This is a genomic window from Gordonia sp. 135 (assembly GCF_009720185.1).
Classification (GTDB): Bacteria; Actinomycetota; Actinomycetes; order Mycobacteriales; family Mycobacteriaceae; genus Gordonia; species Gordonia alkanivorans.
Map to the genome: position 1 here is coordinate 4,562,661 of NZ_CP046257.1, position 21,305 is coordinate 4,583,965.

Annotated in this window: 16 protein-coding genes, 1 tRNA gene and 1 pseudogene; 9 read left to right on the forward strand and 9 right to left on the reverse strand. The window is 66.9% G+C overall.

The features are described 5' to 3' along the window. The first annotated feature begins 3 nt into the window (after nt 1–3). On the forward strand, nt 4–1,131 hold the full coding sequence (locus GKZ92_RS20650) for a PDR/VanB family oxidoreductase (protein ID WP_035752944.1): 1,128 nt from the start codon (nt 4–6) through the stop codon (nt 1,129–1,131). Here the strand turns inward: GKZ92_RS20650 and GKZ92_RS20655 are convergent. After that, nucleotides 1,093–2,727 carry a DHA2 family efflux MFS transporter permease subunit gene (locus GKZ92_RS20655; protein WP_155225594.1) on the reverse strand — a complete coding sequence of 545 codons (1,635 nt, stop codon included), beginning with the start codon at nt 2,725–2,727 and terminating at the stop codon, nt 1,093–1,095. The two genes, GKZ92_RS20650 and GKZ92_RS20655, sit on opposite strands and share 39 nt — an antisense overlap. Nucleotides 2,728–2,833: 106 nt before the next feature. On the opposite strand from GKZ92_RS20655, the gene GKZ92_RS20660 reads away from it, so the two are divergent. After that, nucleotides 2,834–3,424 (forward strand): TetR/AcrR family transcriptional regulator, encoded by a 591-nt coding sequence (locus tag GKZ92_RS20660; protein ID WP_155225595.1) that lies wholly within the window; start codon nt 2,834–2,836, stop codon nt 3,422–3,424. A 12-nt stretch (nt 3,425–3,436) separates the two neighbouring features. On the opposite strand, the gene GKZ92_RS20665 is transcribed toward GKZ92_RS20660, so the two are convergent. From GKZ92_RS20665 to GKZ92_RS20680, 4 genes are all read right to left on the reverse strand, one after another. After that, nucleotides 3,437–5,230, reverse strand: a complete 1,794-nt coding sequence (locus GKZ92_RS20665) for a hypothetical protein (RefSeq protein ID WP_155225596.1) — start codon at nt 5,228–5,230, stop codon at nt 3,437–3,439. Nucleotides 5,231–5,311: 81 nt separating this feature from the next. After that, on the reverse strand, nt 5,312–6,748 hold the full coding sequence (locus tag GKZ92_RS20670; RefSeq protein ID WP_155225597.1) for a UDP-glucose dehydrogenase family protein: 1,437 nt from the start codon (nt 6,746–6,748) through the stop codon (nt 5,312–5,314). Between the two features lie 76 nt (nt 6,749–6,824). Continuing rightward, complete coding sequence (gene dcd, locus GKZ92_RS20675; RefSeq protein WP_006359909.1) at nt 6,825–7,397, reverse strand: dCTP deaminase; 573 nt, start codon at nt 7,395–7,397, stop codon at nt 6,825–6,827. 20 nt (nt 7,398–7,417) lie between these two features. Beyond that, nucleotides 7,418–8,917, reverse strand: a complete 1,500-nt coding sequence (locus GKZ92_RS20680; protein ID WP_155225598.1) for an HNH endonuclease — start codon at nt 8,915–8,917, stop codon at nt 7,418–7,420. A 158-nt stretch (nt 8,918–9,075) separates the two neighbouring features. Between GKZ92_RS20680 and GKZ92_RS20685 the strand changes: the two genes are divergently transcribed. The 4 genes and pseudogenes from GKZ92_RS20685 to GKZ92_RS20695 form a co-directional block, all read left to right on the forward strand. Then, nucleotides 9,076–9,149 (forward strand) — tRNA-Gly (locus tag GKZ92_RS20685). A 738-nt stretch (nt 9,150–9,887) separates the two neighbouring features. Beyond that, entirely contained in the window at nt 9,888–10,019 is a 132-nt protein-coding gene (locus GKZ92_RS23890; RefSeq protein WP_006357179.1) for a hypothetical protein, read from the forward strand. Beyond that, the gene (locus GKZ92_RS20690) at nt 10,016–11,479 is read left to right on the forward strand and encodes a sodium:solute symporter family protein (protein ID WP_006357178.1); all 1,464 of its coding nucleotides are present in this window, start codon (nt 10,016–10,018) and stop codon (nt 11,477–11,479) included. Before GKZ92_RS23890 ends, GKZ92_RS20690 begins: the two co-directional genes overlap by 4 nt. Before the next feature lie 148 nt (nt 11,480–11,627). After that, nucleotides 11,628–12,311 (forward strand): annotated as a pseudogene (locus tag GKZ92_RS20695) (NADPH-dependent F420 reductase); the annotation flags it as partial. A gap of 15 nt (nt 12,312–12,326) precedes the next feature. Here the strand turns inward: GKZ92_RS20695 and GKZ92_RS20700 are convergent. Next, nucleotides 12,327–13,109 carry a LysR family substrate-binding domain-containing protein gene (locus GKZ92_RS20700; RefSeq protein ID WP_035752953.1) on the reverse strand — a complete coding sequence of 261 codons (783 nt, stop codon included), beginning with the start codon at nt 13,107–13,109 and terminating at the stop codon, nt 12,327–12,329. A gap of 41 nt (nt 13,110–13,150) precedes the next feature. On the opposite strand from GKZ92_RS20700, the gene GKZ92_RS20705 reads away from it, so the two are divergent. Next, complete coding sequence (locus GKZ92_RS20705; RefSeq protein ID WP_006357175.1) at nt 13,151–13,537, forward strand: DUF5997 family protein; 387 nt, start codon at nt 13,151–13,153, stop codon at nt 13,535–13,537. 20 nt (nt 13,538–13,557) lie between these two features. Here the strand turns inward: GKZ92_RS20705 and GKZ92_RS20710 are convergent, their stop codons facing one another. After that, nucleotides 13,558–14,238, reverse strand: coding sequence for a response regulator transcription factor (locus GKZ92_RS20710; protein ID WP_035752955.1), 681 nt, complete (start codon nt 14,236–14,238; stop codon nt 13,558–13,560). Then, entirely contained in the window at nt 14,171–15,460 is a 1,290-nt protein-coding gene (locus GKZ92_RS20715) for a sensor histidine kinase (protein WP_035752957.1), read from the reverse strand. Before GKZ92_RS20715 ends, GKZ92_RS20710 begins: the two co-directional genes overlap by 68 nt. Nucleotides 15,461–15,755: 295 nt before the next feature. Between GKZ92_RS20715 and GKZ92_RS20720 the strand changes: the two genes are divergently transcribed. Further along, entirely contained in the window at nt 15,756–17,660 is a 1,905-nt protein-coding gene (locus tag GKZ92_RS20720) for a Vgb family protein (protein WP_230461852.1), read from the forward strand. 190 nt (nt 17,661–17,850) lie between these two features. Here the strand turns inward: GKZ92_RS20720 and GKZ92_RS20725 are convergent, their stop codons facing one another. Continuing rightward, nucleotides 17,851–18,942: an IS630 family transposase gene (locus tag GKZ92_RS20725; RefSeq protein WP_155225599.1), complete on the reverse strand. Its 1,092-nt coding sequence runs from the start codon at nt 18,940–18,942 to the stop codon at nt 17,851–17,853. 145 nt (nt 18,943–19,087) lie between these two features. On the opposite strand from GKZ92_RS20725, the gene GKZ92_RS20730 reads away from it, so the two are divergent. Further along, the gene (locus GKZ92_RS20730) at nt 19,088–21,304 is read left to right on the forward strand and encodes an MMPL family transporter (RefSeq protein ID WP_155225600.1); all 2,217 of its coding nucleotides are present in this window, start codon (nt 19,088–19,090) and stop codon (nt 21,302–21,304) included. Nucleotide 21,305 lies beyond the last annotated feature (1 nt).

Below are 21,305 nucleotides of genomic sequence, written 5' to 3' on the forward strand. Positions count from 1 at the left end.
CCGATGAATCAACGCGCACATCCACATTCGACGAGCCTGACCCAACCGCCCCCACATCTCTACGGGCGGTGGCGCCGTGATCCGATCCTCACGGTCGGCACCGCGTTCATGCGGGCCTGGTGGCCTGCGTGGCGTCCGCTGTCCCCGTTGAGGCCGGCACCGGTCAACCCTGGGATCACTCAGGTGCGCATCGTGAATCGCGAAGTCGTCGCATATGACGAGAACGTGATCGCGCTGACGCTGGCCGCCGCCGATGGGGGCGTGTTGCCGTCCTGGCACGCCGGCGCCCACATCGACGTGCTGCTGCCATCCGGGCGGATGCGAGAATATTCGCTGTGCGGTGACACCGCCGATCGCGAGCACTACCGCATCGCGGTGCGTCGCATCCCCGACGGCGGCGGGGGTTCGATCGAGGTCCATGACGCCCTGGAGGTCGGGGATGTGGTGTCGATCAAGGGTCCGCGCAACGCTTTTCCGCTGGCGGTTCCCGGCCATGGCTCCCCCGCACGTCGGATTCGCTTCATCGCCGCCGGGATCGGCATCACGCCGATCCTGCCGATGCTCGCGGTGGCCGAGCGCTTCGGGCTGGACTGGTCGATGATCTACACCGGGCGCTCCGCGGACTCGATCCCCTTCCTCGACGAGGTCGCGAAGTTCGGCGACCGCATCACCATCCGGACCGACGATCAGCACGGACTCCCGACCATGTCGGAGCTGGTCGGCCCGGTCCCCGATTCCGACGCCGATCTCGCCGTGTACTGCTGCGGGCCGGTGCCGATGCTGGAGAGCCTCCGCCGCCATCTGGCCGACCGCGCCGACATCGAGCTGCACTACGAGCGCTTCAGTCCGCCTCCGGTGGAGAACGGCTCACCGTTCACGGTGACGCTGGCGTCCACGGGTGCACAGATCCCGGTGGCCGCCGACGAGTCGGCGCTCGCGGCGATCCGGCGGGTGATGCCGTCGGTGCCGTACTCGTGTCAGCAAGGCTTCTGCGGCACATGCAAGGTCAGGACGTTGTCCGGCGACATCGATCACCGCGACAACATCCTGACCGAGCCCGAACGCGAGGCCGGGACGATGCTGACCTGCGTGTCACGCAGTGCCGGCGGGAACCTCACGCTCGATCTGTGAGACATCCCCCCGCGCACGCGCAACCCCTGCCCCCTGAGGAGCATCCGGAGCTTGCGGAGGATGCGTCTCGAAGGGCACGTGACGCCCGGCAACCGTGCCGCGCAGCAGGAACACCGCTGCCACACCGGCTGCCGCGGTGATGGCCACCGCCGCCCACACCGCGTTGTGCAGGCCGTCCATGAAGACCTCCTGGACCGCGGCGCGGACCGTGTCGCTCATGGCGTCGGGCACCCGGCCGGCGACCTCGACCCCGGCCATCACCGACTGTTCCGCGGTGGCGACCACCTCGCGCGGTAACCCACTGCCCGACAGCCGATCCCCGATGCCGGCGACATAGGCCGAGGTCAGGATCGAGCCGAGTACCGCGACGCCGAGCGTGCCGCCGATCTCGCGGGTGGTGTCGTTGACCGCACTGCCCGCACCAGCCTGTTCCGGACGCAGCGCATCCATGATGAGCTGCGTGCACGGACCCGAGATGAACGCCAGGCCGGCAGCCATCAGCGACATCGCCCAGACGATGAGCTCCCAGTATCCCGATGTCCGCGAGGACAACTCGACGAGCGCGAACCCACCGGACATCAGGAAGGCACCCGTCACCGCGACGTAGCGCGCCCCGAACCGGTGTGAGAGAGCCATCGCCACCGGCGACAGCACCGCCATCACGATGGCGAACGGCAGGGTTCGCACACCGGCGGCGAGTGGGCCGTAACCCTTGACCGCCTGGAAGAACTGGGTGATCAGGAAGATGAACCCGAAGAGCGCGAGGAACGCCACGCTGATCATCCCGGCCGCGGTGGCGAAGTGCCGGTTGGCAAACAGCCGCACGTCGAGGATGGGATGGGCGATACGCAGTTGGGTCACGACGAACACGGCCAGAATCGCAAGAGCAGCGACGATTCCGAGGACCGTGCGGGTCTCACCCCAACCGACGTGCGGCGCTTCGATCAGGGTGTACGTGAGCAACCCCAGACCGGCGACCGAGAGACTCACTCCGACAGCGTCGAATCGGGGCACCGCCAGTGGCCGGGTACCGGGCACGACCGCGAGGATCACGGCGAGCGCGGCCAGCCCGAACGGGACGTTGACCCAGAACACCGAGGTCCACGAGAAGTGCTCGAGCAACCAGCCACCCGTCACGGGACCGATGGCGACGGCGATACCCGAGACGGCCGCCCAGATGCCGACGGCCATCGCCCGCTCCTTGGCGTCGACGAAGATCGTCGTGATGATCGCCAGCGTCGCCGGGAACACCAGTGCCGCAAAGAGTCCGAGGCCGCCGCGGGAAGCGATGAGCTGTCCGAGGCTCTGCGACGACGCAGCGAGGACCGACACCGCCATGAAGCCGATGACACCGGTGAGGAGCATCCGCCGGTGGCCGAACCGGTCGCCCAGATAGCCGCCGGTCAGGAGGAGGCCGGCGAAGACGAGCGTGTACGCGTCGACGATCCATTGCAGGCCGGAGATCCCGGCGTCGAGGTCGCGGGCCAGCGTCGGCAGGGCGACGTTGACGATCGTGTTGTCGATCATGACCAGCAGTTCGGCAAAGCTGAGGGCGCCGAGCGCCCACCAGCGCGAGCCCATACGTCCAGTACGCATCGGCATTCTCCTGTTCCGTGAGCGAGAGTTCGGTTATGGAACGCCGCTCCACTGTTGTAGAACACCGTTCTATACAAGAAGAACACCGTGCTAGTAGCTTGTCAATATGTCTCCCGCGAAGCCGCGCACGCGAACCTCAGCCACCGAAGTCCGGTCATCCCTCATCCGTGCCGGCCGCACGATCCTCGAGCGGGACGGCGAGGCGGGACTGACCGTGCGAGCGGCGGCGGCCGAGGCGAAGGTCGCGCCGATGGGCGTCTACAACCACTTCGACGGCCGCGACGGGCTGCTGGATGCGCTGGTCACCGACGGTTACGCCGAGCTGGGTCGTGCGGTGGCCGCGACGGACGACGATCCGTCCACGCGCCTGCGGAGCTCGGGGCGCGGTTACCGTCGCTTTGCCACGTCGAGTCCCGTGGTCTACGGACTGATGTTCTCCGCCCGGTTCACACCGGACCTCGAGGTCGCGGCTCATGCGTTCGAGGTGCTGGTCGACGTCATCCGCTACGGCCAGGTCGCGGGAGTGGTCGCGACGGGCGACCCGACGACGCTCGCGATGCAGACCTGGTCGGCGGTGCACGGGGCGGTGAGTCTGGAACTCATGGGTGCGCTGCCGCCGAACGTCGATGCCGACACGAACTACGAGAACGTACTCGACTTCATCGCGCGGGGTCTGCGGGCACAGCCTGCCGAGTGAACCCCTGCCCGATCACGGCAGGACGATCGGCGGCAGTCCGGGGATCGGATTCGGGATCGTCACACCACGCTGCGGTCGCGGTGCGCGGGAGCGGGGTCGAGGTGCAGGTGCCGGCTCGTTCGTCGCCACGGGCGGTGGCGGTGGCGTGTAGCGCTGAGCCGGTTGACGTGCCTCCGCGAAGATGGCCGGATCGGCGTACTCCTGGGTGGTCGGCGCCGTCGTGGTCGGCGTGGTAGGACCGGCGACCGGCGCCGGGGAGGAACCGTTGCTGCCGCCCGCGGCCAGCGCGACCGCCACTCCGATGATGGCGAGCGCGCACACCAGTGCCACTCCTGCCAACACCCGCTTCGCCGGGACCTCACGCCGAGGGCGAACCGGCGCCGGACCTGGCCGATTGACCAATGAAAGTGGTTCCGGTGCAGGGACGTTCGCATGCGGTGGCATGTCAGGGGCTGGGCCCGCACCGGGATGGCCGGCATCGGGCCGCGGCGTCCGGAAGCTGCCCTCGGGTGAGACCGGCGTGTGGTGTTGAACCGGCACGGGTTCCGGAACCGGCGGGGGTCCGGAATGTGCCGTCAGGGCGCCGAATGCCGTTGCGGGAGCATGGTCCACCGGGCGCGCAACAGGCGCCTGGAACATCTGCTCGGCACCTATGACCGGGAAATCACCTGAGCGACCGGGGCTTCCGGACGGCGAATCGAACGGCAGCGAGAGTTTGCCGGTCGGGGCGTCGTCAGGCCCGACGGACCCGGACACCTTCGGAGCGGTCGGTGCGGTCACCTCGACGGCAGCACGCTCGGGCGCCACGTCGACGAGGTCCTCTGGCGCAGAGTCGACGACGTCCTCGACCTCGGCCTCGCTGTCGTCACGGTCGGCCTCGCTGTCGTCAGGGTCGGACTCGCGACCGTCCGACGTCTCGGCCGCCTCCGCCTGCATGGACGCCGGTGTCTCGTCTCGGTCGTCCACGGGTTCCGGCTCGACCGGGTCTGAGCTGTCGGTCGCGTCGGTGACCTCCGCGGAGTCAGCGCTGTTGCTGTCGGCCGCGGGCTCCTCGACGGTCGTGGGCGGGCTGTCGGTACCGGTCGCGTCACTCTCGGCGGTCACTGTTGGCTCGGGCTCGTCTTGGGGTACCTCGGGCTTGTCTTGGGGTACCTCGGGCTTGTCTTGGGGTACACCGAGCGGCCCGGCTGGTACTGCGTCGGTCAACGGACCGGGAGCGGCGTCGACGATCGGTACCGGTACGGCTTTCGCGATCCCGTCGCGGAGACCCGGCCACACGCCCAGGCCGTCGGCGATGACGACTGCATGGGCCTGCGCGCCGGCCACCGCCGCACGAGCCAACTCTTCACCGCGTGCGATGAGCGCACCACCGGCCTCCTCGACATCTCGCCGCGCCATCCGGAACAACCGAATGTGTCGGCGTCCCATCAAAAATGTGCCATCGGAATCCTGCAGTCGTTCACGTCCGCGCGAGATGAGCTCGAAGAGTTCGTCCTGCCACTCGGGCGAGGTCGGGGATTCGACCCGTCCGATCCGGGTCAGGTGGTCGGCGATGGCACGGTCGAGCGCCCCGAGCGACAGCGCGGCGTCGGCGTACGTGTCGGCGACCGTGCCGCGGGATGTGTCGAAACGTCCGACCGACACGCATCCGTTCCCGTCGAGCCCCAGGAGAACCACTTGAGGATCGTCGTCCAGACCGCGCGAACGGAGTTTGGACCGCACGTCGTCGAGCACTGTGGGGTCCACCGGGACCTCTGCTGCCGCAGAGGCCGGCCCCACAGCCGAATCGAACACTGTGTCGGTCATCTGACTAATTCCTGCACTTGTGTGCACCTCGCCCAGCACGCCCCCACGGCGAGAAGGTGCCCCCCTGATCAATCGCGGGGTTCAACCTAACACGTCTACGCGGGGAATCGCTTTCGACGGCAACCCGTTCACCTGCGTGAACGAAGTAGTTGTCTCAGTTTTTCGCGCGGGCACGGGCCCGCCGAGCGCGCGGTAGTCCCACCCCGCCGACCGCCAGGCCTGAGAGTCGAGACAGCGCCTCGCGTCGACGATGCGCTTGTGCCGCACCACCGGTGCGAGCTCGTCCGGGGACATGTGCACGAACTCCGCCCATTCGGTTGCGACGACGACGACATCCGCTCGATCGCAGGCCGCGCGCGCCGAGCTCGCATAGCTCAGCATCGGTTGCACCCGACGCGAATTGTCCATGGCCTGAGGGTCGAACACGGTGACCGATGCACCGTCGAGTGCGAGACGGCCCGCGACGGCGAGTGCGGGAGAGTCCCGGACGTCGTCGCTCTCCGGCTTGAATGCGGTTCCGAGGACGGCGACGTTGCGACCCAGCACCTCTCCCCCGAGCGCTTCGGCGACCAGTTCCGCGGCGGCACCGCGTCGTCGCATGTTGATGGCGTCGACCTCGCGCAGAAACCCGACCGCGCGAGGTGCGCCCATCTCGTCGGCACGGGCGGTCAGCGCCCGGATGTCCTTGGGCAGGCAGCCGCCGCCGAATCCCAGTCCCGCGTTCAGGAATCGCCGTCCGATCCGGGCGTCGTGGCCCATCGCGTCAGCGAGTGTGCCGACGTCGGCGCCGGCGATCTCACACAGTTCACTCATCGCGTTGATGAACGAGATCTTCGTCGCGAGAAAGGCGTTCGCGGACACCTTGACCAGTTCAGCGGTGGCCCAATCGGTCTCGATGAGCGGGATACCGGTTTCGAGCACTTCGCGATAGATGTCCCGGATGACCTCGCCGGCCAGGGATTCCACTTGCGGGACCCGCGGGTCGTCGACGAGCCGTCCGACGCCGACGACCATCCGGTCGGGCGCGAGGGTGTCCTCGACGGCGAAGCCTTCGCGCAGGAACTCCGGACTCCACGCCAACTCGACGTCGGCTCCGGGGGCCGAGAGGTGCGAGATCCGTTGCGAGAGTTCCCCGCACGTGCCGACGGGGACGGTGGACTTGCCGATCAGAACGTGGGTGCCCCGCAGCGTGGGCACGAGTGCATCGACGGCCGCGTGGACGTGGGACAGGTCGGCGCGGTGTCCTCGCACCTCCTGCGGGGTGCCGACGCCGATGAAGTGGACCGAGGCGTGGTCGGCGGCGACCGAATGGTCGGTGGTGAAGCGCAGTCGCCCGGCGTCGAGGTTGCGGCGAAGGATGTCGGAGAGCCCGGGTTCGAAGAACGGGACGTCGCCGGCCTGCAGGCGTTCGACCTTCTGCGGGTCGATGTCGATACCGACGACGTCGTGGCCGAGTTCGGCCATGCAGGCCGCGTGCGTCGCGCCGAGGTACCCGCAACCGATCACCGTGAGCTTCATGGTCGCAACGATTACCCAGGCAGGTGTGCCGCCAACCAACCGTCGCGTTGCGTGTGGTGATCGGGTGGGTGAACTGTCAGTCGTTCTTGATGAAGTTCAGGTACGCCTTGGACGGGGTGGGGCCGCGTTGTCCCTGGTACTTCGAGCCGACCTTCTCGCTGCCGTAGGGGTGCTCGGCCGGGCTGCTGAGGCGGATGAGGCACAGCTGGCCGATCTTCATGCCTGGCCACAGTGTGATCGGCAGGTTGGCCACGTTGGAGAGTTCCAGGGTGATGTGGCCGGAAAAGCCGGGGTCGATGAAGCCGGCGGTCGAGTGGGTCAGGAGGCCGAGGCGACCGAGCGACGACTTTCCTTCGAGGCGTCCGGCGAGATCGTCGGGCAGGCTGCACACCTCGAGGGTGGAGCCCAGCACGAACTCACCCGGGTGCAGCACAAAAGGCTCACCCTCTGTCGGTTCGACAAGGGTGGTGAGTTCGTCTTGGCGTTGGGCCGGGTCGATGTGGGTGTACCGGGTGTTGTTGAACACGCGGAACAGACTGTCGAGCCGGACGTCGACGCTGGAGGGCTGGACGAGCGCAGGATCGAATGGATCGATGGCGAGGCGCCCGTCAGCGATCTCGGAGCGGATGTCGCGGTCGGAGAGCAGCACGTGTCGAGGTTATCGAATGGTCACGGTGGATCTGCGGCGGTGTCCGACGGCCCGGACGATTCACCTCCCCCGCGGCCGCCCGACCGGCGCCGTCGGGCGTCGGCGCGCATGCGGTTGAGGACCTCGTCGGTGCGGTTGGCGTGATTGACCCTCGGGGTCTGATCCGGGTGCGACGTCGGCGGGTGCCAGACAGCGCGACCCGCGTCGACCCCCTCCGTGGCGATCGTGGTGGCCCACTGGTCCTCGCCGGGGCCGACGGCACGGTTGTGCGGTCCGCATGCGGTGGTCATGTTGTCGATGTCGGTGGGACCGTGGTCGGCCGTCCATTCGGCCACGTGGTGGAGTTCAGAGTCGAAGGACGACCGGGTGCAGCGTGGACACGTGCAGCCACCGTCGCGGCCCACCGCGGCGATCCGCTGGGCCCGGGATGCGAGGCGCTTGGCGCGTCCGAGGTAGAGGACCTCACTGGTGTGGTCGCGGAACACCTCGAGGTACTGCTGCGACTCTGCGGCGAGTTCGACGGCATCCTTGATCGGCAGTAGCGCGCCTGTAGCAGTGCGCGCGGGAGCCCCGGCCCGCTCGCGGAGCGCCGATTCGGTGATCGTGACGATGACCTGCGGCGGCAGCCCGTGGTGGGATCGGCCGAGCGCGCCACTGTCGAGCACCAGACGCAGTAGAGCACTGAAGGCGTCGTGATTGCGTTTCTCGGCCGATCGGTCGTCGCGTTCGGCGGCCGCCGCAAGGGCGTCGGGATCTGCGCTCCCTGGGTCTCCGGCGGGTGACTCCGGGTCGTCGGGGTTGTTCATACCCGGCGCTGCCCACACCGCCAGCACGACGTCGAGCATGGCGCGGGTCTTGGGATCGAGGGTGGCCGTCAGCTTGGACATCAGCTGTGCGTCCTGCGGACCGAGGCGCATGCCGCGCATTCGGGCGCGATCGCGATCGTCGGTGAGGCTCCCATCGGGGTCGAGGTGCGCGAGGATGCGTGCGCCGAGCTGGCGCAGCGACGACGGATCGTAGTCGCGCGCGTAATGCGCAAGCGTCGCCTCGGCGGCTTCACGGTCGGCCGGGTCGACGGCGGCCGGGACCTTTTTCATCACCTCGACGATGACGTCGACATTCCTCCCCGAGATCCCGCCTTCGGCAACGCCTTTGGCGGTCTCCGGAAATCGCGGCTCGAGTACCTCGCCCTGCATGTCGGGGAACTTCCCGATTGCCCACACGCGATTCAGGAGCCGGTTGGCCTCTCCGCTGCGGTTGAGCACGCTCGTGACGAAGTTGGTGACGGTCTGGCAGCCGGCTTTCCGGTACGCGGAGCGTTCGTCGATGTCGATGATGTGGTCGGCGAACGAGGTGAGCATGCGACGCTCGGCGCGCTCGTGCTCGATCGCGACCTTGAGCAGGTCGGTGTCGGAACAGTCCGTGGACGCCGTCTCGCTGATCTCGTCCAGCAATGCGTGCAGACGCTCGTACTGGTCGAGAAGAAGTGGTTGTGATGCAGATGGCTCGCAGAAAGCCATGATTTAACCCCCGTCATCATGGCTTTACTCGAAACTATGTTCGAGTGTACGTGCGTCTACGCAGGTGCGCAACCCGATCCGCAAGAAATCTTCGCGCCGCTCGCGGAGACCCCGACCGCAGTTTGCTAGGCTTTCGATCGCGAGCCCAGCGCTCGCACGCCGATGTAGTTCAATGGCAGAACATCAGCTTCCCAAGCTGAATACGCGGGTTCGATTCCCGTCATCGGCTCCACGGAAACCGCAGGCGAGAGTCGGTTCCTACCAACTCCCCAGAACGAAGACGAGCCACGTCACGATGCCGGTCGCCAGGTTCGCCGCGAACACTGCGCAGAACACTCCCCACGCAGTGAGTCCGTTCTCGAGGTGACGGCGCCAGCGGAACGCTTGTAGTCCAGGCCGGCCAGCTCCGCGTCGATCATTTCTTTCGTGATCTGAGTTATTGCGGCGGTTGCCGGGCCACATCGGCCCCCGAGTTCCGCTGTTTCCCGTTGGCGCTCGTCGGACTATCGGTTCAGGTCATGGAGCATTCTCAGTGAATCCCACTGGCGCCCTTTGGGCCTGAGTTTCGACCGCCGAAACCGATTACGCGGGTTCGATTCCCGTCATCGGCTCCGCCATCACGTCGACCCGCTCCGCGCGCACTAGACGCGGCACAACACCCCAACAGTCCAACAGTCCAGCACGCCGCCGTTCTGAATCTCTCGCCGTTCCCGTTCATTGGAACACCGTTGGACCGCTTGGCGAATCGCCTCCAACCGTTGCAGGAATGTATACAACCCGCTACGGTTAACTCGTCAGAGTGTTGCGCGTCACATGACCGTTACATAAGCTAACTATGCTCACACCTCGTGAAACCGGGCTTCCCCGTACGGCTTAGCGTTGAATTGCGAAGTCGCCAGCTGGGAATCCTCCCTTGCATAAATCTGCACGTGTACACAATCATCCCAACATCTAGGAAGAAGGCCTCCGGATGGATTCAGTATCCGTTCCTGCAGTCGCCGCTTCGATCGCCGTGATGGTGCTCGGCGGCGGTGCGCCGCTGGCGGCAGCGCTCATCCTCAACTGGCGCGACCGGGTCAAGGCGAAGGGTGTCGACCAGTGAGTCTGCAGACAGCCTTCACCATTCTGGTCGCGATCTACTTCGTTCTGATCCTCATCGTGGGGCTCCGCAGCAACAAGAAGATCACCACGTCGTCGGATTACAGTGTCGCCGGACGCAACATGGGTCCGGTACTGGGCACGATGACCTTCACCGCCACATACGTTTCGGCCCTGACGGTGATCGGTCTGGTCGGCTCCGCGAACGGCATGGGCCTCGCCCTCGTCCCGTACACATTCCTCGGCCTCGGCTGCGGACTGTTGTTCCTCGTCCTCATGTCCAGTCGCGTTCACCGGGCCGGCCGCACCTCGGAGAGCGTTCCCGAACTCCTGGGAAAACGCTACGGCGACAGCTCAGTTCGCGTCACTTCCGCAGGCACCATCGTGATCGCCTACTTCGTCTACCTCATCGCTCAGCTCTTCGCGGTCGGCATCCTGCTCTCCACCACGATCGGCTTCGAGGTGTGGGCGGTGATCCTGGTGGTCGGCACCATCTTCGTGCTGTACACCCTCACCGGTGGTATGCAAGCAGTCGCCCGCACCGACGCCTACCAACTCGTGGTACTCGTGGCGGCGGTTCTGATCACGCTCGTCCTGGTCATCACCAAAGTCGGAAGCGACGGCCTGAGTTGGAGCGATGGCCCCGGGTTGTCGCAGTTCCTCGGCGGCCCGGTGCCGACCTGGATGCTCGCCTTCGGTTGGGGCCTCTCGTGGGGACTCGGCGTCGCGTGCATGCCGAACTATCTGCAGCGCATCCTGTCCTGCCCGGATGTCCGGACCACCCGACTCGTGCTCGGCTGGGGATCGGCGATCTCCTTCTGGCTCGTGAACGCACCCATCCTCGTCATCGGTATCGGCATCGCGATCATCGACCCGTCCATGACGGGCGACTCGGCACTGCCGTCATTCCTGCTCACCCACGGCGGCACCATCATCGCGGCTATTGCGCTGACAGGTCTGATCTCCGCGGTGATGTCGACGACCGACTCACTTCTCCACGTGATGGGTGTGTACTTCGGTCGCGACATCGTGTGCACGCTGCGCAAGACCGCGGACGACGCGACAGCGTTGAAGCTCTCGCGAATCTCGACCGGCGTCATCGGTGCACTGGCGGTGGCCACCGCCACGTTCATGTCGTTCAGCCCGCTACCGCTGATCCTCACGTTCGCCTCGTACGCGGTCTCACTCCTCGCCGCAGGCCTGTTCGTGCCGCTGTTCATCGGACTGCTCTGGCAGGGGGCATCGAAGACCGGTGCGGTGGCGTCGATGGTTGTCGGCGTGATCGTGCTGATCGTGTTCGAGGTCCTGCGCAAGCAGGGGGTGATCGAACTCCACGGCATCGTCCCCACGCTGGTGTGCGCGATCATCGCGATGGTGGTCGGATCCTGGTGGGACGGTCGACGGGTGGAAGCGACAGCCACCGAGCCCACCACTGCTGAACAGCCGGTGGCTTCCACAGTGTGACCACCACGCGACCGGGCGGCCTTTCGCAGAGATGCGAAAGGCCGCCCCGTCGCGCCGCACGGCCCAGGCACTTTCTGATCCCCAGATCACATAAACCCGGCCCGGGGAATGCCCCCACCCCGACCACCGTTGCGCGAAGAGTCAACGACATCGTCGGAAGAGGTACAGCATGAAGATCGGGATCATCGGAGCAGGATTCATCGGCGGAACGCTGACTCGTCGACTCACCGAACTGGGACATGACGTTCGCGTGTCGAATTCGCGCGCGCCCGAGACGCTTTCAGACCTGGCAGAAGAAACCGGCGCAACGGCGGTATGGGCGAAGGACGCGGCCCGGGACGCCGACCTCGTCATCGTGTCCATCCCGCAGAAGAACACGCCTGACCTGGCCCCGGGCATCCTCGACGCTCGTAAGCCGGGCGCCCCGGTGATCGAGACCAACAACTACTACCCGCAGCAGCGTGACGGGAAGATCGCGGCCATCGAGAACGGCACACCGGAAAGCGTGTGGGTGTCCGAGCAGCTCGGTGTGCCGGTGTACAAGGTGTTCAACGGAATCTATTGGAAGCACCTGCTCAAGAAGGGTCTTCCGGACGGCGCCGAGGGTCGGATCGCGTTGCCGATCGCCGGTGACGACGCGGACGGCAAGACGATCGTGTTCAGCATCGTCGACGAGCTCGGTTTCGACCCGGTCGACGCCGGACCGCTCGCCGAGTCGTGGCGTCAACAGCCCGGAACACCCGTGTACGGCAAGGACTTCGGCGTCGACGACACGCTCGCGGCACTCAAGGAAGCCTCGCCGGAACGCACCCCGGAGTGGCGCGCCGCCTGAGCCTTCCGGCCGACGTCACCGTCGCTTCGGACGCACCCCGGGCTTTTTTCGGCCACTCTTTCCCGGGACCTTGCCCGCGGCCTCTCGCGCGGCCCGCTTCGCGGCGGCCTTCTCCTTGGCTGACCGTTTCGGCACCGGCTCGGAGTGTCCACGCGACGACGTCGCCTTGCGGCCGCGGACGATCCCGATGAACTCCTCGGCCAGCTCGGTGGTCGGGGCCGGCCACAGCAGGCCGACGGTGCCGGTCGGAGCGTCGGTCACCGGGCGGTAGACGAGGTCTTTGCGGTGATGTAGCCGCGCCAATGACTGAGGCACGAGAAGGGCACCGATACCGGCGGCCACGAGTTCGATTGCGTCGCCGGTCGTTTCCGGACGGTGCTCGACGGCGGTGCCGGGACGGCCGGCTGGATCGTCAAAGCCTGTCGCCGGCTCGTCGAGCGGCCACAGGATCTGCTCGTCGGCGAGGTCGGCGAGGGTCAGTTCGTCACCCGCGGTGAGCACATGATCCTTGGGAACCACGACGACAGTGGTCTCCTCATACAGTTCGATCGTGTGGTGTGGCCCGGCATCGCCGTGCCGCAGAGCGTCGGGCAGACGGGTGATCGCCATCTGCACACTTCCCTGGGCGATGGCCCCCGCACACTCGGCGACCTCGAGGGCCACGAGCTCCAGCGGGACGTCGGGTTGCCGTTCCTCCCAGATGCGGACCCACTTGCCGGGGGTCACGCCGGGGACGTATGCCAGTCGGAACGTCGAAGCCCCAGAATCGCCTGCCCGGTCGGGTGTGGTCACGACCAAAGGCTACCGCCCGATACCCTGGGGGAATGAGTTCGCAGTCGATGAAGCCGGCCACCGCCGCCAAGAAGCTGGACGTGTACCTGCCGGCGACCCCCGCGGAGTTCCGCGAGGGTTCCATCACACGCGCCGAGCTCGCCGCCCTGCAGGCCGACCCGCCGGAGTGGCTGAAGACCCTCCGGGCCGAGGGACCGCACCCGAAGAACCTGGTCGCGGCCAAGCTCGGTGTCTCCAACTCCGCCCTGGTCCGCAACGGGATCGCCGAGGCGCTGACCACCGCACAGATCAACGACCTGCTCGCCGAGATGCCCGAGTGGCTCGCCGCCGAACGCGCCACGCAGGTGGAGGTCCGCCGCGAGGAACGACGCGTCAAGTCACTCCACGAGGACCGTCGTCGGGACCGCGAGGAAGCCGAGAACGCCGACAACTGACCGGCGGATTCCCGCCCCGGTCATCGCACCGAGCGTCGCCCCGGCACCACGAGTCCGCATTCGTATGCCGCCACCACCAACTGCGCCCGATCCCGCGCGCCTAACTTCGTCATCGCCCTGTTCACATGGGTTTTCGCGGTCAGCACGCTGATCTGCAGGCGGTCGGCGATCTCCGCGTTGCCAAACCCCTCGGCCACCAGCACCACCACCTCCCGCTCGCGCGGGGTCAACGTCCCGACGACCGCGGACTCCGCGGCCGATCCGGCCGCCGGGCGAGACAGGAAGTGACTCACCAGCATCTGGGTGGCGGTGGGAGACATCAGCGTGTCGCCCTGCGCCACCGCGCGTATCCCGTCCAGGAGCTCCTGCGGTGAGGCGTCCTTGCCGATGAAACCGCTTGCGCCCGCGCGTAATGCGGCGGCGGCGTTGTCGTCGTATTCGAAGGTGGTCAGCACCATCACCCGGGTCCCGCGCAGCAGCGGGTCCGAGGTGATCGAGCGGGTGGCCGCGATGCCGTCGATGCCGGGCATCTGTATGTCGGCGACCACGACATCCGGGTGGAAGCGTCGGGCCGCACGAACGGCCTCGCCGCCGTTGGTCGCCTCGGCGACGACCTCGAGGTCGGGTTCGGTGTCAACGAGTAGGCGCAGGGTGCTGCGGAACAGACCCTGATCGTCGGCCAGGACGATCCGGATGGTCATCGACATCTCCTCTCACGGTGGCCTCGCGATCAGCCGATCCACCACCGGCCGGCAGGGCGGCGTCGACGACGAACAGGTCGTCCACCCACCGCACGTCGAGCGTCCCGCCGACTGCGACGACCCGTTCACGCATGCCGATCATCCCGAGCCCGGGCAGGTCACGGGCGTCCCGACCCCCCTCGCCTGCACGGGCGTCGTCGGGGCGCAACCGATTCTCGACGACGATCGCGACGGCATCGTCGTCGTATCGGCAGCGCACCGCGACCGGCGTCCCGGGCGCGTGGCGGACCGCGTTGGTGAGCGACTCCTGGATCACCCGGTAGGCGACCTGATCCACGTCGTCGGGCAGCGCCCGCTCCTCGCCCGACACGGTCACCACGACCGACGCTCCGGCATTGCGGTACACCTCGACCATGCCCGGCATGCTCGACATCCCGGCACCCGGCTCGGGGACCGTCAGCGAATCCCGACGGAGCATCCCCACCGTCGCCTTGACCTCGCTCAGCGCGGCACCGGCGATGTCGTGCATCTGCGCGAGCATCTGTTCGGCCACCTCCGGGCGGGCGTGCACGAGTCGCCGCGCCGTTCCGATCTGCAGGTTGATGGCGGTCAGATGGTGCGCGACCGCGTCGTGGATGTCGCGGGCGATACGCATCCGCTCGGCGAGCACCGCCTGCGCGGCCTCCACCTCCCGCTGTGACTCGGCCGCCTCCGCGCGTGCCTTCATGGCCTCGAGGTACCCGTTGCGAGCACGGCCCAGCGCCCCGACGCACATGCCGAGGAACAGCCAGCCGACGGCGCCGATCCGTTCGACCGGTAACCAGTCGTCACCCCAGATGAACGATGCCGCGAGGAGCGCACCGGCTGCGGCCGCGGTCACGGTCATCGCCCGACGCATCGGATATCGGGAGGCGATGGTGTACAACGCGATTGCCGGAGGCAGGCTCATCGCCGAGTTGAACGAGCCGGTCGCCACGATGTAGATCACCGCTCCGGCGGTCGTTCCCGCCACCGACACCAGTGGCGCGCGATTCTTCGCCACCAGGAACGCCGACGCCGCGACGCCCAGCAACGCCGCCTCGAGACTCGTGTCACCCGGGCCGCCCCGCTGGACCACCCGCAACGCCAGCACCGTGCCGACGGCGACCAGCCCGGCGACGACCACCGACGAGATGAGCGGACGACGACGGGCGAATCGCACCCACCGTTCGTCGAGGTCCACGCGCAGCAGATTACCGCTGATCAGGGCTACGCACCTGTGGTCTGATCACCCGCGGCGATCCGTCTCCATCTCCGTCTCCTACGGTCCCCCTAGCCGCAATCGCGGCAAATGCGACATACGCGGTATGGATCGTCTACTACGTCCGCAGTACGCGAGGGCCGTTACCAGTCCGAATGGTTGGGGCGTCCGGGAACCCTGCACGACGACGCACCGCCGGGCCACCGATCCTCGGTACGCTCCGGAACGTTCCCGGCTCGCGACCTCGGCGGGTCAGCGCGTGCTGCGAGGAGTTCCCGTGCGACTTCCAAGAATTCCGGTCACCCTACTGGCGACGATGGGTGCGATCGCCTCGTTGTGCATCGTCGGCGTCTCGGATGCGTCAGCTGCACCCGGTGATGTGGCCGGCACCGTGGTCGCCGACGGTCCGGCACGGGCGTGGGAGGTGCGCGCCTGGATCACCGGGACGGATTCGTCGCCGGTGCGCAGCGCCGGTGTCGCGCGGTCGGATCGGTCCGGTCGTTTCACTCTCCGACCCACCGCACAGCCCGGCACGGACGAGGCCTTCTACGTGACCGCCACCCCGGCGGGACAACCGAACTCCTTCACCGCCCTCGCCACGATCTCCCCGACCCTGCCCTCCCGCCTGACCGTGAACGAGCTGACCACCGTGGCAACGGGTTACGCGATGGCACAGTTCGTCGACGGCACTCGCATCAGCGGCCTGGCACCGGGCGTGCGCAACGCGGCGTCGATGGCGGGCAACCTCGCCGATCCGACCAGCGGCCGGATCGGTTCCACCCTCGCCTCAGCACCGAACGGTGCACAGACGTCGACCCAGGCCGCGTTCCTCTCGCTGTCCAATGCGCTCGCCGCCTGCACCTCGTCACCCGAGGGTTGCGCTGCTCTGCGGTCCGCGACGACGACCCCGCTGAGCGGCCGGCCGTCGAACATGGTCGAGGCGATGGCGAACATGGCGAGAAGCCCGGAACACAACCCCGCCGGACTGTTCGGGGTCGCACTGCGGAGACCCGCTCGCGCCGGGGCACTTCCGCTTCCGCCCGCCGCCTGGACGCTGGCCCTCCGATTCGACGGTGGCGGTGGACTTCTCGCCGGCCCGGGCAACTTCGTCATCGGCGAGGGCGGCGACATCTGGGTCAACGCGAACTACGAGTACAACGCCGACCCGCGAACTGCGGTGTGCGGCAGCAAGTACCTGTTCCGTTTCGGGCCCGACGGAAAACTCGTCGGCGGACGCCCGATCACCGGCGGCGGCCTCAGCGGCGCCGGTTACGGCATCACCCGGGACCACTCCGGCGACATCTGGGTGAGCAACTACGGCTTCGCCGCACCGGAACCGGGCTGCCCCGCCGACCGCCAGCCGCCACACAACTCGCTGTCGAAGTTCAGCGCGCAGGGTGAAGTTCTCTCTCCGCCCGCCGGTTTCACGCAGGGATCGATCAGCTGGCCGCAGGGCATGACCACCGACCGCACCGGATCGGTGTGGACCACCAACTGCGCCACCAACTCACTGACCGTCTTCCCCGACGGCGACCCGAGCCGCGCCCGCAGCATCAAGGTCGGCGTGAAGCAGCCCTTCCATCTCGTCGACAACGGCCGGGCCCTCTTCGTCAGCGGCCTACAGAGCAGCTCGATCGCGATGCTGGACCGCTCCGGACGACCGTTGCGAACCCCGATCACCGGACCCCACGTCGACAATCCGCTGGGCCTGGCCACCGATGCCCGCGGCAACGTGTGGATCGCGAACTCCGGGGCCATCACGCTGCCGTGTCCCGACCGTCCCACCGGCACAGGATCGTTCGGTTCCGTGTCCGCTCTGGGCCCGACGGGCAAGACCCTCGTCGGGCCGCTGCGCGGCGGTGGCATCACGATCCCGTGGGGCATCACCACCGACGGCGACGGCAATGTCTGGGTCGGCAATTTCGCCGGCAAGCGCGTCTCGAAGTTCTGCGGCGCGAACGCCGCCACCTGCCCGCCCGGCAAAAGCACCGGCGACGCCATCTCCCCGGACGTGACCGGTTACTTCTTCGACGGGCTCGCGCGCAGCACCGGCATCATCGTCGACCCCGCGGGCAATGTCTGGACCACCAACAACTGGAAAGAGGTCCCGCTCCAGACCAACCCGGGCGGACTCCACATCGTCGCCCTGGTCGGTGCTGCGGCACCGGTACCGGTGCGCTGACCGGGCACCCTTCGCAGACGCAGAGCACCTCATATCGGGGACGCAGGTGTGACCGACATCGCGTCTTCGTGTCCGATTTGCGGAACTTTGTCACAGAATTCGCGCTAATTCGCGTGACTAACGGAAGCGTGCAGGTCACGCTTGTCTCTCGCGCCGGAATCGGGACCAGTGCAAAAGTGGTACTCAGTAACTAGTGTCCTGAGTCATTAATTCGTGTGCAGTAGTGGGCGATGGAGTCGAGGATCTGGTCAGCGGTCTTGACCCACACGTAGGGGCGGGGGTTGTCGTTCCAGGTCTCGATCCATGCTCTGATGTCGGCGTTGAGCGCTCTCACGGTGCGGTGGGTGGAGCGTTGGAGCTTCTTGGTGGTCAGTTCGGCGAACCAGCGTTCGACGAGGTTCATCCAGGATGAGCTCGTCGGGGTGAAGTGGACAACGAATCGTGGGTGCGAGGTCAGCCATCGTTTGACCGCGGGCGTCTTGTGGGTAGAGGCGTTGTCCATGACCAGATGGACGTCGAGCTCGTCGGGCACCTCGGCGTCGATCTTGCGGAGAAACCCGATGAATTCTGTTGCCCGATGCCGTGAGTGAAGCGAACCGATCACTTTTCCCGACGCGATGTCCAACGCCGCGTACAGACTGGAGGTGCCGTTGCGCACGTAGTCGTGGCTGGCCCGTTGCGGGGTGCCCGGGAGCATGGGAAAGATCGGCTGGGTGCGATCGAGAGCTTGGATCTGGGTCTTCTCGTCAACGCAAAGCACCAGGGCATGTTCGGGTGGGTTCATATAGAGCCCGACGACATCGCGGACCTTCTCGGTGAACAGGGGATCTCTCGAAAGCTTCCACGAATCCTGTTTGTGCGGAGCCAATCCGAACGCCCGCCACACACGCGACACGGTTGACTGTGACATGTCGAGATGCTCGGCCATCGCCCGCGTCGACCAGTGTGTCGCATTCTTCGGAGTGGTCTCGAGAGTCGCGGTGATCAAGTTTTTGATCTGCTCGTCGTCGACGGTGCGAGGTCGCCCAGGCCGGGGTTCGTCGAGCAACCCCTCGCAGCGGTGCTCGACGAACCGGCCTCGCCAGCGCCGCACGGTACTGCGATTGAGGCCGAGTCGTTGTGCCACTTCAGTATTCGAACCGCCATCAGCGGCGGCGAGAACGATTCGTGAGCGCATCGCCAAACCCGAGGCCGTCGTTCGCCGACGCGCCCACCCTTCGAGCTCACGGCGCTCGTCATCAGTCAGAACAATATCCACTGCTCGCGGACCCCGGGTTGCCATTCCCTAGCCTAACAACCGAACGGAAATTAATGACTCAGGACACTAGTGTTAGTCACTAACACATGTGACGCGACCGTCGCATGTCGCACCACCGGTCGGCGCCGACGCCGACCCTGCGCTCGAAAACCGAAAGGGTTCACACGCCATGGCGTCGCTTCTGTTCAGGCTGGGGAGTTTCTCCTTCCGGCACAAATGGGCCGTGATCGCGGCCTGGCTGGCCGCGATGATCGCGGTCGTCTCGCTCGTCGGCGTCCTACAGCCGAAGTTCGCCCAGGACTTCAGCCTCCCCGGAACCGACTCCGGCACCGCGACCGAGCAGGTCGAGGAGTACTTCCCGCAGGTCATGAAGGAGCAGGAGCGCGCCTCCACGAGCATCCTCGTGGCCGCCGACGACGGCCTGCAGAACCACACCGAGCAGATCAACAAGCTGGCCGAGGATCTGCGCACGCTGCCCGATGTCATCGCGCCGGAAACCGTGGTGAACCCGGTCGTGGCCGCTGCCGTCGACCCGGCGATCGCGCCCTCGGTCCTCGGTGACAACGGTCGCGTCGGCCTCATCCAGGTCCGTCAGAACATCACGGTCATGGACCTGACGACCGAGAACAAGGAAGAGCTCGTCAAGATCCTCGACGAGAACCGCGGCAACGGCCTGCAGGTCGAGGCCACCGGCGCCCTGATGCAGGTGATGGAACAGGGTGGCGCCGCCGAGCTGATCGGTTTCGCCATCGCTTTCGTGGTCATGATCGTCGCCTTCGGCGCCCTGATCGCCGCGTTCATCCCGCTGGTGACCGCCATCGTCGGCGTCGCGATCACCATCATGCTGCTCACGCTGTCGGCGGAGCTGCTCTCGATCAACCAGTCCGCGACCGCAATCGTCACGATGCTCGGCATCGCGGTGTCCATCGACTACGCGCTGTTCATCGTGTCCCGGTACCGGGCCGAACTGAACCGGGGTGGTGATGCGGCCGATGCCGCCGGCCGCGCGGTCGGAACGGCCGGATCAGCGGTCGTGTTCGCCGGTCTCACGGTCATCATCGCGGTCGTCGCCCTCGTGGTCATCGGCATCCCGATCATCACCCAGATGGGTGCCGGCGCCGCGGTGGCGGTCTTCATCGCCGTCTCCGCCGCACTCACGCTCATCCCCGCTCTCCTCGGCGCGTTCGGCCGCTTCGCCTTCCGCCCGAAGATCCCGTGGATCAAGCACGCCGAGCAGACCGAGGACGGCGACACCCTGGGTGTCCGTCTGGGCCGCACCGTAGTCAAGGCCCCGATCCCGTTCATCGTCATCGGCCTGCTCGCTCTCGCCGCCGCGGCCATCCCCGCCACCAAGATGGAGCTGGGTCTGTCGCTGTCGACCGAGGACGAGGCACCGGCACAGGCATTGCTGAGCAAGGGTTTCGGTGAGGGCATCAACGGCCCGCTGCTCGTCGTCCTGCACGATGACGACGCCCCGATCGCGCCCGTCGCGAACGAGGCCGTCAAGCACATCGCCGGGCTGAAGGACGTCGTCAACCCCGGCTCCCTCACCTGGATCGGCAACGAGGGCGGGCAGAACGGCAGCACCGCACTCATCACCGTGACACCGAAGAGCGCACCCTCGTCCGAGGCGACGCACACGCTGATGGAGAACATCCGTGCGTACTCACCGGTCGTCGACAAGCAGGGCGCCGAACTGCATGTCGGTGGACAGACCGCGATCATGTCGGACCTCTCGCAGAAGCTCAACGACGCGCTGATCCCCTACCTGATCGTCGTCGTCGGGCTCGCGTTCCTGATCATGATCGGCGTCTTCCGCTCCCTGTGGGTGCCGCTGATCGGCACGGTCGGCTTCATCTTCTCGGTCCTCGCGACCTTCGGCATCACCGTCGCGATCTTCCAGGAGGGCTGGTTCGGCATCATCACGAACACCCAGCCGATCATCTCGTTCCTGCCGATCTTCCTGATCGGAGTGGTCTTCGGCCTGGCGATGGACTACCAGGTGTTCCTGGTGACCCGAATGCGCGAGGAGTACATCCACGGCATGACCGCGAAGGAGGCCATCGTCGCGGGTTACCGTCACGGCGCTCGTGTGGTGACCTCCGCCGCGATCATCATGATCAGCGTCTTCGCCGCGTTCATGCTCTCGCCGGAGACGACGGCCAAGATGATGGGCTTCGCCCTCGCCTCGGCAGTCCTGTTCGACGCCTTCGTGATCCGCATGCTGGTCGTCCCGGCCGTCATCGCGATGCTCGGCGACCGCGCCTGGGGTCTGCCCAAGTGGCTCGACAAGCTCGTCATCAACTTCGACATCGAAGGCGAGTCGGTCCGTCACCGCGGACTCACCGATCCCGACGAGACGAAGACGCCGGTACCGGCGAGCTGAC